Here is a 14,963-nt window from a genome sequence, read left to right as displayed (position 1 = left end):
CCCGGCCGTTGCGCTTTTGGATAGTTCGCCGATCTGAAAGGCATCGCGACAAATGGATGACGCCAACGAGGTCATCCATTTGTTCGTTTGAAAAATGTGATGGAATGATCATACTCGTCACGTATTTCGACAAGTATTCATTGCAGTCCAGCGAGGCCGACCAATGCCAGCGTTTATTACTTTCGGGCGCATTCTCTTTGCCGTGATCTTCATTGCGTCCGGCGCATCCAAGTTTCTCGACCTCAGCGCAACGGCAGATGCGATCGCGAACAAGGTTATCCCGACGATCCCCACGGTTGTGACGCCCTATGCGACGCAGCTCGAAGGGCTGGCAGGCATGGAATTGAAGCAGATTCTCGCAATCGCCGTTGCAACACTGGAACTGGTCGGTGGTATCCTCGTCGCGCTGAACCTGGGCGCGCGCTTCTTCGCTCTGGTGCTGGTGCTGTTCGTGATGGCCGCAACGTTCTACTTCCACGACTTCTGGAACCTGGCAGGCCCTGAGGCCAAGAACCAGATGATCCACGCGCTGAAGAACCTGTCGTTGATCGGCGGCCTCTTCATGATCGCCGGTATCGGCCGCAGCGCGCGGCTGCCGGGCGGCTACAACGAAGTATAGTCCTCGCTCAGGACACCCGCCGCCAGGCCGTTACTGTGACTTCATGCGCGGAGTCGAGGATCTGGACCTCGCTCGCTTGCAGGCCGTGACTGGAGAGAATGTCCTGCGGTGATCGTTCGGGGACGCCGGGGAAGCATCCCTCGCCGCCGGGCAGGCGGACATGCGGCGCCTGCGACAGCCAAAACACGTCGATGCGATCAAAGAACATCTCGAATACGCTGGGGCCGCCGATGACGGCGACGGTGCCGGCATAAACGCTCGCATGCGCGCAAGCGTCTTCGAAAGATGCGCCGGCCGGATTCCACAGCGTGGCTTTGTTGTTTTCGGGATCGGGGCCTACGGCAGCGATGCTGCGGCTGACGATGATGCGCTTGCGCTTCGGTGAGTTCGGCTGATCCTCGAACGAATGCCTGCCGTGCACGATCAGGTCGGCACGGTCGAGACCTGCGGTGAAAAAGGCGAGGTCGCCGGGAAATTTGAGGGTATCGGGCATCACGCCACTGGCGTCGGCGAGCATGCCGTCCGCCGAGACGATGACGTAGCCGTTGAAGCGAAATGCAGGCATCAGGGGCGTCGACGAGTCCTCATTATTCCGAGATCGTCTGGACGACGCTGTTCACAGGACGGCTGCTGACCGTCGGCAGCTTGGCGTCTTTGACGATCGCTTCATCATAGGACGCGATGGTCTGCACGGGCGCCTTGGCACGCATATGCACGACCTTGTAGCCACCGGCCTTGAGCTTGCGCAGCAGGGTCGGCAACGCTTCGGCGGTGTGCTTCTGGAAGTCGTGCATCAGGATGATACCCTTGCCGAGCTTGTCGAGCTTGGTCATCACATTGGTGATGACCTGTTCGGATTTGCGCGTCTTGAAGTCGAACGAGTCGATGTCACAGGAGAAGATCGCCATGTTGCGCGTGCCCAGATAGGTGACGATTTCCGGCGGGTGCTGCAGCGCCGGAGCGCGGAAGAACGGTGCTGGGGCTGAGCCGAGTGCCCACTTCACGGCGCTGAAGCCTTTCTCGATTTCATCGATACGCTGCTGCTGGGTCAGTTTCTTGTTGGTCAGCGCGATATGGGCCCAGGTGTGTCCGCCGATGGTATGGCCGGCCGCAGCGACCTGCTTGAGCACCTCCGGATAATAGGTAGCGTGCTTGCCGATCGGAAAGAAGACTGCCTTGACGCATTCGTCGGCCAGCGTCTTCAACACGGTCGGCGTTGTGGTCTGCCATGGACCATCATCGAAGGTCAGCACCACTTCCTTGTCGCGCAGGAAGTCGAGCTGCTTGAAATGTTCGAAGCCGAAGCCCGGACCGCCCGTCGTGTCGATCTCGACCACACGGCTGACGCCGAGCGCATCGGGATTGGCGCAGGTCGATTTGGCGGGAGCAGGTGCAGCCGCGGGCGCCGGTGGCGGCGCGGGCGTTGCCGTGGGGGCGGGCGCTGGGGCTCCGGCTTTGGGTGTCTGCGCCTGTGCGCCTGCCGCCCACAATGAAATCGCGCTCGCAAAAATCAGACCTGCCGCACTGCGCATCACGTTCCCCTTGACCTACGACCAGCGTCGTCAGCGAGGTGGCCGGGCTGATCCAGATGGTCGTGGCAGCAATTCTAGCGCGATTTCAGGCGGTACCGCTATGGCAACGGCCCTTATCCCCAGTCAGTGGCTGGATCGATATTGAACCGCTCAAGCCGCGGTCAGGGCACGTCCGACGGCGGTCTTGATGCGTGTATCGGTCGGTTCGAATTCGGAGGCGAAGGAGTCGGTGAGATAGCCATCGCGGCCGACCAGATATTTGTGGAAGTTCCACCGCGGCAGGTCGCGCGGCCGTGCCTCGGCCGCCCATTTGTAGAAGGGGTGCGCGTTCGGTCCCTTCACGATTGTCTTGGCGGCCATCGGGAAACCGATGCCGAAATGTCCCTCGGTAATGTCGGCGATCTCCTTGGCGCCCCCCGGCTCCTGTCCGCCGAAGTCATTGGAGGGCACGCCGACGATCATCAAGCCGCGCTCGCGGAACTCGGTCCACAGTGTCTGAAGCCCGGCATATTGCGGGGTGAAGCCGCATTGCGAGGCGGTGTTGACCACCATGATCGGGCGGCCGGCATAGTCGGCAAGTTTGATGTCGCCACCCTTGAGGCCGGGAAACACGAAGCCATAGGCGGTCATGCGGCTCACGGCGCCTTGCGCCGAGGCGTGACGCGCGACCGCTACGGCACTTGCCGCGCCCAATACCGTTGTCAGTATCTGCCTGCGATTGATCATCGCCATTCGTCGTAGCCCAGCCTGTTTCGCGAGCAGAGTAGCGTCATCTCCGAGATGACGCACTCAACAAGCTGTTACAGGGCCGGAGTGAACGAAGCTAGCGCAGCGGCACCACGAATTCAGTGCCCTGGCCGGTCTCGCCGCCGGCGGCAATGCCCTGATCGGACACCACGATGGAGCCGCCACTCGCGAGCGCTTCGGTGATCTGGGCCATCGCGTCCGCAGGGATCGTCAGGCGGTCGAGCGCCTCTGCGGCGCTGTTTGGCAGAGGACGGGTTTTCACTTCAACCGCGCCAGTGGATTTGCGGCGACGCGAAACATTGTCGTCCTCGTCGGCGCGACGCGGGACGGCAGGCAGCGAGACTGCAGTCCAGTGAAATGCCTTGGCATGATCCTTGTCGGTACGGGCGGTAAAGACGTGAGTGCCGAGCGGGCGATCGCTGGGCTTGATGGCGATCGGCGTCTCGAACAGCGGCGCGAAATTCTGCCGCACATAGAGCTTGCCGTCCTTGCCGCTGACCAGCACGGCAATCTGGCCGGACCGCTTTGGCGTCGCATCGGCGGCAGGCATCTCGGCCTTGGCTGAATCGGCGGGGCGCGTTTCGTCCTTCTTGACGTCGGGTACGCTGGCGGCGACCGGTGCGACATCAGCTTTTGCGATTTCCGCCTTCGGGGCTTCCGTTTTGGCAGGCTCAAGCTTGGCTGGCGCTTCCGCGACGGTCTCTGCCGATTTGACCTCGGGGGTCGGCAATTCGACGACCTTGGCGATCGCGGCGTCGAGATCGCGGCGCGTCATGATCTCGGGCTCGGCGGCTTTGACGGCGGTTTCGACCTTTGTAGGTGTGGCGTCCGACATCACAGTCGCAGGCGCCGGTTTTGTCATCGCATTGCTGGCATCGGCGGTCTGGGTCTTGTCCTGAGTCTTGGAGCGGTCGGCGGCGGATGGCCTCAGACCGAGGTCTTGGAGCTTCGCATCTGCCGATGCCTTATCAGCCTTGGGCGACGCCTGGACGTCTTGAGGCGCCGCTGCCGCGACTGGACCCGGCGCGGCCTTCTGAGCGGCGAGCAGCGGATGCGAGATTTCCGCCGGGGAGATTTCGCCGGGCGCGATGATCACGCGGGCGCCCATGCGGGTCCAGCCCCAGATCTTGGTCGCAAAGGCCATCGGCATGCGGATGCAGCCGTGGGACGCCGGATAGCCTGGCAGCGCGCCGGCATGCAAAGCAATGCCCGACCAGGTGATGCGCTGCATGTAGGGCATCGGCGCGCCGCTATAGATGTTGGAGCGGTGCCATTTGTTCTTCTGGATGATGCTGAACACGCCCATGGGCGTCGAATGGCCGCGCATGCCGGTGGAGACCGGCGTCTCCGCGAACAGGCCATTGGCGTCGAATACCCGCAGGGACTGTCGCTCGATCGAGATGGCGATCACCAGCGGGCCGACCGGCTTGGCGTGTTCCTTGACCTGTTTCTCGAGTTTGGCGCCAAGGCGCTTCAGCTTTTTCTGGCGCTGCTGCGGTTGCGGCGCCGGCGGTTCGATCTCCCGCATGATCATTGGATTTTCGTCGGTCCAGAACACCGCCGCATCGGCAGGCGCCGCCACGGTCATGCCGGCCATGGCGACGAGTGCGATCCGCAGGAAGCTGCCGGAAAAAATCGTGCTGCCCAGAAAGTGGCTCTTGTCCGTTGATCTCCACGACAACTGAAATACACCCACGTCCAATATCCTCGAATCCATCTGAAAACATTAGTCTCGCAGGCGCGAGATGGGTTCACCAGCATGAGTGATCTGGCTACCGCTGAGTCGGGATCAGCCTAGCAAAAAAGCCTCACATTGAATTAACAGAGGGGCATCCTGGCTTCCGAATCCGGTTGGAATGCCTACATATTCTGGATCGGTCACGGAGAGTTGCATGACGTTTAATGGATCTGGCGGGCTCACCAAGATGTTGCGGCGCGGCGTCCTGGCGCTTTCGGCATTCGCGGCGTTGGCAATTGTCCCGGCACACGCTGCGGACGAGCCGGATCTGATCTTTCGGCGCTCCACCGTGTTCAAATGGCTCAGTCCGAACGACAAGCTGGCGACCTATGGCGTCGACGACCCCGAAGTCGACGGCGTGGCCTGTCACTTCACGGTGCCGGAAAAAGGCGGCTTCAAGGGCTGGCTCGGTCTGGCCGAAGAAGTCTCGGACATCTCGCTCGCGTGCCGGCAGATCGGTCCCATCACGTTCAAGGCCAAGAGCGATCAGGGCGAGGACATGTTCCGTCAGCGCCGCAGCCTTTTCTTCAAGAAAATGCAAATCGTCCGCGGCTGCGACGCCAAGCGAAACGTGCTGGTTTACATGGTGTATTCGGACCGGATCATCGAGGGTTCGCCGAAGAACTCGACGTCATCAGTTCCGATCATGCCCTGGGGGCAGTCAGACGCCGCCGTGCAGAAATGCGGCGACTTCATCAAATAAGCGAGCTATTGGCCGCTAGAACTTAGCTGTGCTTCGCTATTCAACGGAGTGGGTGATGACGCGTTTCGTGCGCAAGCGGTCCCATGACTGCTGCGGCTGCGGGTCACGATAGCCCACGAGCTGGACCAGCTGCTGCGGATAGCACTCGTTGCCGTGCGAGCCGTAGCCCTGCTGCGACATGGCGCCTTGGCATTTAGCGCGCGCGTGTACCGTGGAGATCAGTGGCCGTCCGGGGGCGCTGATCGGGGTATCCTTGCCAACGTCGTTGTTGCCAGTTCCCACGACTGCATTCCTTCTCTTCCAAGTGAACAGAAACGCGCAGTCGCCTGAAAAGGTTGCATACGCTCTCCTGAAGTCGCTTTAGCCGCGTTTAGGTTCAGTTTTGTTAAGGGCGTGCGACAGCCAGACGAACTTTCGAGACATCCTTTCCAAGGCGTTCTTTTCGAGCCGTTCGCATAGTAACCGCCCGGATTGTGTCGTCGGATGGGCGCGACGAAACAATTGAGCAGGCAGACGAAACCATTTTCCTCTTGGGTCGCAGACGTGCCGAAACCGCCATTGGTTATCCATTTGCCAACGACGCGGCGGGAAGCGCTGCCGAACTGGAGACGTCAGATGCGCACCATCAGCTTCATCCTCGCTTTCGCCTTCATCCTGGCCGGCCCGTCGATGGCCGGTTCCACCGATGGTAACCTACCCGGTATCGGTACGTTCGCCTTTACCGGTTCGCCCGCGATCAGTGCTGCTGCGCCGATGGTTGTGGCCTACGTACGCTGATTTCGATCGCGGGTAGACAACCGAGAAACAACAAGAAAAGTTTTGAAATGACCCGACCACGTGTTCTGACCGCCATTGTTGTCGCTGCCACCCTTGCAAGTTCCATCACGGGAAGTGCAGCGCAGGCGCAGATCTGGTCGTGGCGGAAATTGCCGGACCAGCGCGGCGAATTCGTCCGCCTGTGCTCGCCGCATATGGTCGGGCGATGGGCGCATCCAGAAGAAGTGTGCGGCTGCCTGCATGACCATGCTGTAGCAACGGTGGAAGACGTCGATTTGCGCGAGGCACTGCTGCGGGGCATTAGCGAGCGCGGCGTGCCTGCCATCGAGAAGGACTGGATCCCGGCATCCAAGCAGTCGATGATCAGCGCGACCTTCACGCAGATCGCGAAGCCGACCCTGCAATGCATGTATGATCCGGCGCCGCTGGATTGAACCACTCAGTTAGTTCGCGTGATCTTTTTGCGCTGCGTCGTCGCGCCAAAATGATCGCGGATTTCTGTCTTTCCCTCTCGTCATCCCGTTACTGCCGATGATAGCGTTTTGCTACACCACCGTTAGGTGGGTGGATTCGCTACTAATTGAATTGGTGGGAACCGAGGGATTTTTTATGCGATTTGTTTCGATCGGCTTCGCCTGTGTGTCAATGTTTCTGTCCAGCGCGGCGTTGGCCGCAGATGCCAGCACCCAGGACACCAACAAGAAAACCGTCGTCGAATTCTATGAGAAGGGCCTCAACCAAAAGGACTTCGAGGCGGCATCCAAATATTTCGGTCCGCGTTACGTTCAGCACAATCCCAATGCGGCTGACGGCATCGAGGGCTTCAAAGGCTTTATTGGTTTCCTGCGGGAGAAATTCCCGGACTCGCATAGCGAGATCAAGCAGGTCTTCGCCGACGGTGATTATGTGATCCTGCATGTCCATGCCGTGCGCGAAAAGGGCACGCGCGGCAACGCGATCATCGACATCTTCAAGCTTGAGAATGGCAAGATCGTCGAGCATTGGGATGCCGTTCAACCGATCCCGGAAAAGTCCGCAAACAGCAACGGCATGTTCTGATGGATATGGCCCGGCCCCAGCGTGACGATCGATTGAAAGGCAAGGTTGCCATTATCACCGGCGCGGGTTCCCGCGGCGATGGCATTGGCAACGGACGTGCCGCGGCGGTGCTACTTGCACGGCACGGTGCGCGCGTCGCGTTGGTCGACACCGACGTAGACGCTGCCGAAGAAACCGCGCGATTGATCGCTGTGGAGGGCGGCATCACGCAGATCTATGACGGCGATGTCAGTGATCGCGCGTCATGCGAGGCGATCGTCGAACGCACCGTCGAAGGCTTTGGCCGTCTTGATATCCTCGTCAACAATGTTGGCCTCACCGGGCCGCGCGGCGACGCCATCGAGGTCGACGACCGCGCCTGGGACGGCGCCATGCGTATCAACGTTGCCTCAATGATGCTGATGGCGAAGTATGCGATTCCGGAAATGATGAAATCCGGCGGCGGCTCGATCATCAACCTGACGTCGATCGCCGGCCTGCGTGGTGGCCATCCGAGCTTGTTGTATCCAACGTCGAAATCGGCGGTGATCGGCCTCACCAGAGCGATGGCGGCACATCACGGCCGCGACGGCATTCGCGTCAACTGCATCGCTCCCGGCACGGTCTATACGCCGATGGTGGCGTCGCGTGGCATGAGCGATGAGATGCGCAAGGCGCGCGCAGCGGGCACACTGCTGGGTACCGAAGGGACCGGCTGGGATATCGGGTATGGTGTTCTGTTTCTTGCCAGCGACGAGGCGCGCTGGATCACGGGGATTACGCTGGCGATCGATGGCGGTGCGAGTGTGGGCCAGACCGGTTCACCGGTGCCGCCAAGCGAGCCACTGCGGCATTGATGAGCATCTCTTGGACTAGCGCGTCTTGGTACCCGCGCGGGGAACGCATTTGCGAACACGCGTCACACCGGACGTGGTCAGCGTCGTGCCGGACACTTCCTTGATCTGGCCGGTGGGGCAAGAGCCGTCATCGACCAGAATGCGCTGGCCGAGGCGGACATCAACAATGTCCTGTTCGCGGTTGACCTGATCGATCGCCAGCGCCGGCGTCGTCAACGCAAGCGAAGCCAGAATTCCTGATAGCCAAATTGCCGAGCGCATTGTGCGACCTTTATTACTTGTTCTGGATCTTGAGGCCGTCGGGGCCGACATTGATCTGCAGCCCGCTGGGTTCTTTCTTGGTCTGGTAGAGATTGTAGCCGAGCACGCCGATGCCGACGATCAGCGCGCCGATGATCAGATAGAGCACGTTGCGATTGCCGGACATGAGGTCTCCGTTGGGCGGCAGATCTGCCTGCTGGGCATTCTGTCTGCCTGGATTGTAGGGAGGCGCATCCGATTCTAGAAGCGCAGCGATCGCCGGCACTGAGTGCCAGCCAGCCTTAAGTTTTAGCCCCCCGCGCGGGTTCCACGCGTCTTTGCCGCAGGCTTGCGGTGCGCGCGCAAACTCGCCGCTGAGGCTTTCGCCAGTTTTTCCGCCGATGCGACAAGTTGACGAATGGGATGGCCGGCGAAGCCGAGCACGAAGCCCGGCGCAGGGCGGGCACGCAGATAGGTGTCAGCCAGCAACCAGCCCTCGACGCCGGCCGCAGCCTTGGCCTCTGCGGCGATCTCAAGCGACGTCGCGGGCGCGAACTTCGCCACCAGATGCAGGCCCTGTGACGGCACCGGCACGGTCAGTTGCCCGTCCGACGCATCCGTCAACGTCGTCGCCAGAGCGTCGCGCGCCTCGCGATAGATGTTCCGCATCTTGCGCAGGTTGGCTGCGAAGGCGCCGGAGTTCAACATGTCGGCGACGGCGCCTTCCATCAATGTGCCGGGAAAGCGGTCCATCGCCGCGCGCGCCGTCGTGACCGGGCCAATCAGGCGTTCGGGCAGGGCGCAGTAGCCGATGCGCAGACCGGGAAACAGAGTCTTGGCAAACGTGCCCATATAGATCACGCGTTGCAGGTGATCGATGCCGGCGAGCGACAGCAACGGCGCGCCGTCATAGCGAAACTCGCTGTCGTAATCGTCTTCGAATATCCATGCGCCGGCGTCCTTCGCCCAGTCGAGCAATTCAAGACGCCGCGGCATCGCCATTTGCACGCCGAGTGGAAATTGATGCGAGGGCGTGACATAGGCCGCGCGCGCAGATGGCGCCGTGGCACGGCCCCTGGCGACGATCAGGCCGAAGTCATCGACCGGGACCGACACCGGCCGCGCGCCGCAATGTTCAATCGACTTTCGAGCGGCAGGATAGCCGGGGTCTTCGCACCAGATCTGTTCGCCTGGCTTGAGGATAGCACTGAGCACGATGCGCAGCCCATGCTGTGTGCCCGATGTCAGCATGATCTGATCGGGATCGCAGCGCAGCCCGCGCGCTGACAGAAGATGATTGGCGATGGCGGTGCGCAGCTCAAAGCTGCCGCGCGGATCGCCGTAATGCAGATGCTCGCTGCCGAATGCGCGCAGGCGGCGGCCGGCGAATGCGCGAAAGCGGCGCAGCGCGTGTTCGTCGATATGCGTGCAGCCGAGCGCGAGCGTGCCCCGCTGCGGTGCGTCGATGGCGAGGGTCTTTGTCGGCTTGCTGCTGCTCCGCGTCGGGATACGCGCGGCGACGAAAGTGCCGGAGCCGACGCGTGCAATGGCAAAGCCATCGGCGATCAGCCGCTCATAGGCATTGGTGACGGCGTTGCGCTGAATGCCGGTTTGCTTGGCGAGAATACGGGACGGCGGCAAAGCTTCGCCGGGCTTGGCGACGCCGCCGGTGATGGCATGACACAGCGCCTGATAGAGCCGATCCTGCGAGGACGATCCTTCGGTGATATGCGCGCCCGTGAGATCGAGCGGCAGCTCGGGCTTCGAAATTGGCTTCGCTGAATTGGTCGGAATTTTTCGCATGGAATTGGCACTATCGCAGACCAAATGTGGCGGTACAACACATTCGAACGCTTCCAATTGACGGGGAATTGCCGTGACCACAGCCGAACTGAAGACCGATGAACCGACGAACGCAGACATCGCGTCATATCCGCTCACGGCGCGCAATCGCGTGAAGCGACGCCATGACCGCGGCTTCTATGACCACGAGACCGTGCATCAAATTCTGGACGCATCGATGATGTGCCATGTGTCCTACGTGATCGACGGGCAGCCCTATTGCACGCCGACCTTCTTCTGGCGCGAAGGCACGAAACTGTACTGGCACGGCAGTAGCGCGAGCCGCATGCTGAAGAACCAGAACGCGCAGCAACGGGTCTGTCTCACGGTGGCCTTTCTCGACAGCCTCGTGCTGGCACGTTGCGGCTTCAATCATTCAGCGGACTACCGTGCGGTGATGGCATTCGGAAACGCTTATCTCGTCACCGATCCCGACGAGAAGGAGCAGGCTGGCATCGCCATGGTCGACCGTTTCTTTCCGGATCGTACGGCAAGTCTGCGCGAGACCACGGCACAGGAGATGAAGGCGACGTCCTTCATCGCCATGGAGATCGAGGAGGCGTCGGCAAAAATTCGCGCCAAGGGCGTGGCTGACGATGAGGAGGATTACGAACTGCCGATCTATGCCGAGCGCATTCCGGTGAGGACGGTGATCGGTGCGCCGGAGCCGTGTCCGCGGTTGTTGCCCGGCGTCGAACGGCCTGCATCCTTGCAAGCATATTCGGAAGGCCGGCTGCTCGAAGATGCGCTGACAGATGCCTATTTTCTGCAATTCCCGAAGGGGTAAGGGGCGAGCATCGCAGATGACGGCGTCGGTGCTCGTGCCGGTTACGGCCACAGCGCCGCGACGATCGCGTCGAGTCCGTCCGTCAACGCTGCTGGTCCTGGCTGCAGGATCAGCGGCGATTTGATTTCGACGATGCGATTGTCGCGCACGGCAGGAATCGTGTTCCAGCCCGGTCGCTGCCGGATTTTATCGGGCACGACTTTCTTGCCGCACCACGAAGCGAGGATCACATCGGGGGCCGCGGCAATCACGTCGGCAGGCATGACGATGCGATCCTTCGCTGCCTTCTGATGTCGAAGCTGCGGAAAAGCGTCTTCGCCGCCGGCGATCTCGATCAGTTCGGACACCCAGCCGATCCCGGTAATCAGCGGCTCGTCCCATTCCTCGAAATAGACGCGCGGCTTGTTTTGCCGCAAGTTTGCTGCAGCATTGACGCTGGAAAGTCGCAGCTCCAAGCGCGTTGCGAGCTGATTTGCGCGTTCGCTGGCGTCCACCATCGCGCCGAGCGTGCGGATCATCGCCAGAATGCCGGCGATGTCGCGCTGGTTGAATACATGAACGGCGATGCCAGCGCGCGTCAGGTCTGCGGCGATTTCAGCCTGCAGATCGGAGAAGCACAGCACAAGGTCAGGATCGAGTGCGAGGATCTTCGGCACATCGGCTGAGATGAACGCGGACACCCGCGGCTTCTCGCGCCGCACCTGCGGCGGCCGCACCGCATAGCCGGAAACGCCGACGATGCGATCCTGCTCGCCGAGTAGATACAGCGTCTCCACGGTCTCTTCCGTAAGGCAGACGATCCGGCGTGGCGGGAAGTGGCGCATGACGTCGATATGCCTGTTAACAAAGAGCTTGTCACGGCAGGGTGTTGTGTCGTGAAATTTCATCAAGCCCGCATGATGATGGGCAAGACAAACCCCAGGGAGTTGAGGCCAGCATGACGCCGCTCGACAAGATCCACAGCCTCGCGATGCCGTTTTCCGTCTCGATGGGTGTGACCTTTACCGACGCCGACCTGGAGCGCGTCGTTGCCACGATGCTGGTGCGCGAGGACCTGTGCACACTCGGCCATACGATCCATGGCGGCGCGGTGATGGCGCTCGCCGATGCGGTTGGTGCGGCGGCGACGGTCATCAATCTGCCGGAGGGCGCCAAGGGAACGACGACCATCGAGAGTAAGACCAATTTCACAGGCGGGGCGAAAGCAGGAAGCACCGTGCGCGCGATCGCAACGCCGGTTCATCGGGGGCGCAGAACGCAGGTATGGCAGACCCGAATCGAGACCGAAGAGGGCAAGCTGGTGGGCGTCGTGACGCAGACCCAACTGGTGCTGTAAGGCGGTGGTGTGTCGCGCTTAAGGTTTTGTTAATGCTGGATAATTGCATGGCTCACTTGCAGTGGGTGCTGGCAGGTGCGGCATCTACGCCCTTGAATTTCATGGTGCGTCGCACAATATAGGGTGTCTAGGGAATCGACGCTTTCCTCGAGGGCAACTTGAGGATTTTGACCATGTTAGACGCAGCCACCACCATTGCCATTTCGACTCGGGCTCCGGCCCGCGGACATGTGCGTGTCCTTGCAGCCCGCGAGCTGCCGCTGTTCCGCGAACATCTCTTGAGACTGGATCGCGAGAGCCGCCGCGATCGTTTCAACGGTTCGCTCGACGACGAATGGGTCGCACGTTACGCCGAGAAGTCCGTCAATACCGGCACCGTCATTCTCGTTTACTTCGAGGATGGCATCGTGCGCGGCGCCGCCGAATTGCATCAAGCCGACCTGTCGCCGGACTCGCTGCCCGAGATTGCCTTCAGCGTTGAAGCCATCGTGCGCCGCAAGGGCGTTGGCAGCATCCTGTTCACGAAGCTGATCGCGAAGGCGCAGTCGATGGGCTATACGAAGCTGCGCATCACCACCGGCGCGCAGAACGATGCGATGCGTGCACTGGCCAACAAGTTTGGTGCGCACCTGTCGTTCCGGCACGGCGAATCCACGGGAGTTATAGACCTGCGCGATCCCATGGGCGCTGGTGTCGCGCCGCAGCCCAAGACCTCGGCGCTCGATGTGGCGCGCGCGGTGGCCGACTATAACCGGGCTTACTGGGGTCTGTGGTTGAAGCTCGCCGGCTGGGGCAAATCGTCCTGAGCCAAGAAACTATCGCGACAAAGAAAAAGGCCTCGTGGTGAACGAGGCCTTTTTTGCGACTGCGGGGAGGGCTGTGAGCGCCCTCAAAATCAGATGCGCTTGTCGTTACCGAATTTGCGCGTCACGCGACGTTCCACGACCACCGAACGCTGAGCACCTTGCTCGCCTGCGATAACGCGGGTCACGCGCAGCGTGCCGGTCGAACGATTGGCCTTCTTCACTTCAGCCTGCACGGCGTCGAACGGCATGCCCATCAGCGAGGCGGCGATCTCCGCCTGCTGATCGAGGTCCTCGGTGATACCCATCGCGGCGAAGATGGCTTCTTCCAGGGTCGGGGGATCGCGCCGTACGCGCCGCGTTCCATATTTCGTGTTCCAGTCTTCGCTCATCGCTCGCCTCAGTGTTGATTTGCGATACCTAAGCGAGCAGTTGTTGCATTGCAATATGGAATTACCGCGACAAAGCAGCCATGCAAACTTGTTCCCGGAACACGAGAAAGAGTTTGGTCAGTAGCTTTACGACAAAGCGGATGGCGGGGCGGTATCCCGTTGGGGTTGCGGCCAGCGTTTCAGCGCCGCGTGGCCGGCATCGGTGAGCGCGTAGGTGCCGCGCGCGGGACTTTCGAACCAGCCATAGACGTTGCGATGCAGGATCTTCTGCGCGTCCGGATAATCAGGCGTGAGCTCGCGCACCTTGCGCGGACCGACGACAAGCATCGCAGCGCAGGCCAGCGCCTGCTGGCGATAGGCCGTCATGATCGGTGCGCGGGTGCTCCCACCCAGCGCAGGATCGCCTTGGCGCTTCTTGTGCTCGGTGATGAGGCGTGAACGCTTCTTCGGATTGCGTCGGGGCGCGACAGTGGCAGGCGCGACCAGAACCTCGACGCCGCCGGCATCGGTGATTCCCAACATCCCGAAGCCAAGTCGGCGGCAGAGGTTGCGGTAGCGCGCATCGCTTTCACGGCCCTTGCCCTTGATCGAAAGCTTGGCCGCCACCCAGACTTCATCGCTAGCGCTAGCGCGATCGACGGCCTGCAGGATCAATTCGAGATTGAAGCTGAGCTTGAGCTCGCCGATCACGACGATCGGCGGATCATCACCATTCAGGGCCACGAGATCGCAACCGCCAATCTCGCCTTTGACCGAAAAGCCAAGGCCTTCAAGGAAGTGTTTCACCGGAAGGTAGAGCGAAGTTTCCAAATCGAACGTCCAAGCCGAGGTCCATGAGACGATGCGCCGCTGCAACCGCGACTCACCGGCCGAGTTTATCCGGGTTGGCCCGCGGCGACACCCGAGGCGCCTTATCCCTGTGCGATCGGAGACCCGCGGTGAAGACCCTTCTGGAAATGTCGGACAGCTTTCGTCTGTTGCCGCATCTGATCGCCATGTCGATCGCCTATGTTCTGGCGCTGCCCATCGGCTGGAATCGCGAGCGCGCCGAGCGCAGCGCCGGGCTGCGGACCTTTCCGCTGGTGGCGCTTGCCACTTGCGGCATCGTCCAGGCGACCGAGGGGTTTCTGAACGGTCATCCCGAAGGCACGGCGCGTATCATCGAAGGCCTGATGACCGGCATGGGATTTATCGGCGGCGGCGCCATTTTGAAAGACAACGGCTCGGTGCGTGGTACCGCCACTGCAGCCAGTCTGTGGGCAACCGGCGCAACTGGCGCTGCCGTGGGCCTCGGCGCCTATGACGTGGCGGTCGTCATCTCGCTGTTCACCTTCCTGACTCTTTGGCTCCTGGTACCTTTCAAGCAGGAGGGGCCAAAGACGGAAGAGGACGTTAAAAAGCCTCCCAGCGAAATTTGAGCGACAAAATACCGGTGCTGGCGCAATTCTGTGAGGGTTAACCTCAATTCGCCCGATTTCGCCGGCACATGGCAGCAATGATTGGCCTTTTGCTGCGAAGCAGCGTAAAGCTCCGTCGATCCCGATACGCACCG

At 61.3% G+C, this 14,963-nt stretch carries 21 protein-coding genes; 10 read left to right on the top strand and 11 right to left on the bottom strand.

Annotation, left to right across the window (positions count from 1 at the left end; all coding sequences use genetic code 11):
• Window positions 1–163 precede the first annotated feature (163 nt).
• On the top strand, window positions 164–619 hold the full coding sequence (locus AB8B02_RS12235) for a DoxX family protein (RefSeq protein WP_439064039.1): 456 nt from the start codon (window positions 164–166) through the stop codon (window positions 617–619).
• A gap of 7 nt (window positions 620–626) precedes the next feature.
• Here the strand turns inward: AB8B02_RS12235 and AB8B02_RS12230 are convergent, their stop codons facing one another.
• The 4 genes from AB8B02_RS12230 to AB8B02_RS12215 all read right to left on the bottom strand — a co-directional run bounded on the left by AB8B02_RS12230 (window position 627) and on the right by AB8B02_RS12215 (window position 4,594).
• Entirely contained in the window at window positions 627–1,184 is a 558-nt protein-coding gene (locus AB8B02_RS12230; RefSeq protein ID WP_439064038.1) for a dihydrofolate reductase family protein, read from the bottom strand.
• Between the two features lie 22 nt (window positions 1,185–1,206).
• Window positions 1,207–2,151 (bottom strand): polysaccharide deacetylase family protein, encoded by a 945-nt coding sequence (locus tag AB8B02_RS12225; RefSeq protein WP_439064037.1) that lies wholly within the window; start codon window positions 2,149–2,151, stop codon window positions 1,207–1,209.
• A 150-nt stretch (window positions 2,152–2,301) separates the two neighbouring features.
• Window positions 2,302–2,877, bottom strand: a complete 576-nt coding sequence (locus tag AB8B02_RS12220) for a glutathione peroxidase (protein WP_439064637.1) — start codon at window positions 2,875–2,877, stop codon at window positions 2,302–2,304.
• A gap of 97 nt (window positions 2,878–2,974) precedes the next feature.
• Window positions 2,975–4,594, bottom strand: a complete 1,620-nt coding sequence (locus AB8B02_RS12215; RefSeq protein ID WP_439064036.1) for a L,D-transpeptidase family protein — start codon at window positions 4,592–4,594, stop codon at window positions 2,975–2,977.
• A 229-nt stretch (window positions 4,595–4,823) separates the two neighbouring features.
• Between AB8B02_RS12215 and AB8B02_RS12210 the strand changes: the two genes are divergently transcribed.
• Entirely contained in the window at window positions 4,824–5,339 is a 516-nt protein-coding gene (locus AB8B02_RS12210) for a CreA family protein (RefSeq protein ID WP_439064636.1), read from the top strand.
• 36 nt (window positions 5,340–5,375) lie between these two features.
• Here AB8B02_RS12210 and AB8B02_RS12205 read toward each other — a convergent pair whose 3' ends face one another.
• On the bottom strand, window positions 5,376–5,621 hold the full coding sequence (locus AB8B02_RS12205; protein ID WP_439064035.1) for a hypothetical protein: 246 nt from the start codon (window positions 5,619–5,621) through the stop codon (window positions 5,376–5,378).
• 333 nt (window positions 5,622–5,954) lie between these two features.
• On the opposite strand from AB8B02_RS12205, the gene AB8B02_RS12200 reads away from it, so the two are divergent.
• The 4 genes from AB8B02_RS12200 to AB8B02_RS12185 all read left to right on the top strand — a co-directional run bounded on the left by AB8B02_RS12200 (window position 5,955) and on the right by AB8B02_RS12185 (window position 8,011).
• A complete protein-coding gene (locus AB8B02_RS12200) occupies window positions 5,955–6,116 on the top strand; it encodes a hypothetical protein (protein WP_175366113.1) in 162 nt (53 codons plus the stop codon).
• Between the two features lie 47 nt (window positions 6,117–6,163).
• Window positions 6,164–6,550: a hypothetical protein gene (locus AB8B02_RS12195; protein ID WP_439064034.1), complete on the top strand. Its 387-nt coding sequence runs from the start codon at window positions 6,164–6,166 to the stop codon at window positions 6,548–6,550.
• Window positions 6,551–6,761: 211 nt separating this feature from the next.
• The gene (locus tag AB8B02_RS12190) at window positions 6,762–7,175 is read left to right on the top strand and encodes a nuclear transport factor 2 family protein (protein WP_439064635.1); all 414 of its coding nucleotides are present in this window, start codon (window positions 6,762–6,764) and stop codon (window positions 7,173–7,175) included.
• Window positions 7,175–8,011 (top strand): SDR family NAD(P)-dependent oxidoreductase, encoded by an 837-nt coding sequence (locus AB8B02_RS12185; RefSeq protein WP_439064033.1) that lies wholly within the window; start codon window positions 7,175–7,177, stop codon window positions 8,009–8,011. Before AB8B02_RS12190 ends, AB8B02_RS12185 begins: the two co-directional genes overlap by 1 nt.
• 15 nt (window positions 8,012–8,026) lie before the next feature.
• Here AB8B02_RS12185 and AB8B02_RS12180 read toward each other — a convergent pair whose 3' ends face one another.
• The 3 genes from AB8B02_RS12180 to AB8B02_RS12170 all read right to left on the bottom strand — a co-directional run bounded on the left by AB8B02_RS12180 (window position 8,027) and on the right by AB8B02_RS12170 (window position 10,054).
• The gene (locus tag AB8B02_RS12180) at window positions 8,027–8,272 is read right to left on the bottom strand and encodes a DUF6719 family protein (RefSeq protein ID WP_439064032.1); all 246 of its coding nucleotides are present in this window, start codon (window positions 8,270–8,272) and stop codon (window positions 8,027–8,029) included.
• A 13-nt stretch (window positions 8,273–8,285) separates the two neighbouring features.
• Window positions 8,286–8,438 (bottom strand): hypothetical protein, encoded by a 153-nt coding sequence (locus AB8B02_RS12175; protein WP_165826841.1) that lies wholly within the window; start codon window positions 8,436–8,438, stop codon window positions 8,286–8,288.
• Window positions 8,439–8,560: 122 nt separating this feature from the next.
• Entirely contained in the window at window positions 8,561–10,054 is a 1,494-nt protein-coding gene (locus AB8B02_RS12170) for a PLP-dependent aminotransferase family protein (RefSeq protein WP_439064031.1), read from the bottom strand.
• 118 nt (window positions 10,055–10,172) lie between these two features.
• Between AB8B02_RS12170 and AB8B02_RS12165 the strand changes: the two genes are divergently transcribed.
• On the top strand, window positions 10,173–10,880 hold the full coding sequence (locus AB8B02_RS12165) for a pyridoxamine 5'-phosphate oxidase family protein (protein ID WP_439064634.1): 708 nt from the start codon (window positions 10,173–10,175) through the stop codon (window positions 10,878–10,880).
• A gap of 41 nt (window positions 10,881–10,921) precedes the next feature.
• On the opposite strand, the gene AB8B02_RS12160 is transcribed toward AB8B02_RS12165, so the two are convergent.
• Window positions 10,922–11,704 carry a cobalamin-binding protein gene (locus AB8B02_RS12160; RefSeq protein ID WP_439064030.1) on the bottom strand — a complete coding sequence of 261 codons (783 nt, stop codon included), beginning with the start codon at window positions 11,702–11,704 and terminating at the stop codon, window positions 10,922–10,924.
• Between the two features lie 113 nt (window positions 11,705–11,817).
• Between AB8B02_RS12160 and AB8B02_RS12155 the strand changes: the two genes are divergently transcribed.
• On the top strand, window positions 11,818–12,216 hold the full coding sequence (locus AB8B02_RS12155) for a PaaI family thioesterase (protein ID WP_093759062.1): 399 nt from the start codon (window positions 11,818–11,820) through the stop codon (window positions 12,214–12,216).
• 173 nt (window positions 12,217–12,389) lie between these two features.
• Entirely contained in the window at window positions 12,390–13,022 is a 633-nt protein-coding gene (locus AB8B02_RS12150) for a GNAT family N-acetyltransferase (RefSeq protein ID WP_309945721.1), read from the top strand.
• A gap of 89 nt (window positions 13,023–13,111) precedes the next feature.
• Here AB8B02_RS12150 and AB8B02_RS12145 read toward each other — a convergent pair whose 3' ends face one another.
• A complete protein-coding gene (locus tag AB8B02_RS12145; protein WP_089263988.1) occupies window positions 13,112–13,411 on the bottom strand; it encodes a hypothetical protein in 300 nt (99 codons plus the stop codon).
• A gap of 126 nt (window positions 13,412–13,537) precedes the next feature.
• Window positions 13,538–14,221, bottom strand: a complete 684-nt coding sequence (locus AB8B02_RS12140) for a DUF2161 domain-containing phosphodiesterase (protein ID WP_439064029.1) — start codon at window positions 14,219–14,221, stop codon at window positions 13,538–13,540.
• Between the two features lie 128 nt (window positions 14,222–14,349).
• Between AB8B02_RS12140 and AB8B02_RS12135 the strand changes: the two genes are divergently transcribed.
• Window positions 14,350–14,829, top strand: coding sequence for an MgtC/SapB family protein (locus tag AB8B02_RS12135; protein ID WP_093758331.1), 480 nt, complete (start codon window positions 14,350–14,352; stop codon window positions 14,827–14,829).
• Window positions 14,830–14,963 lie beyond the last annotated feature (134 nt).

This window comes from Tardiphaga sp. 862_B3_N4_1 (assembly GCF_051811085.1).
GTDB lineage: Bacteria > Pseudomonadota > Alphaproteobacteria > Rhizobiales > Xanthobacteraceae > Tardiphaga > Tardiphaga robiniae.
The sequence above is the reverse complement of the archived record's forward strand: the minus strand, read 5'-3'. Positions and strand labels throughout refer to the sequence as shown.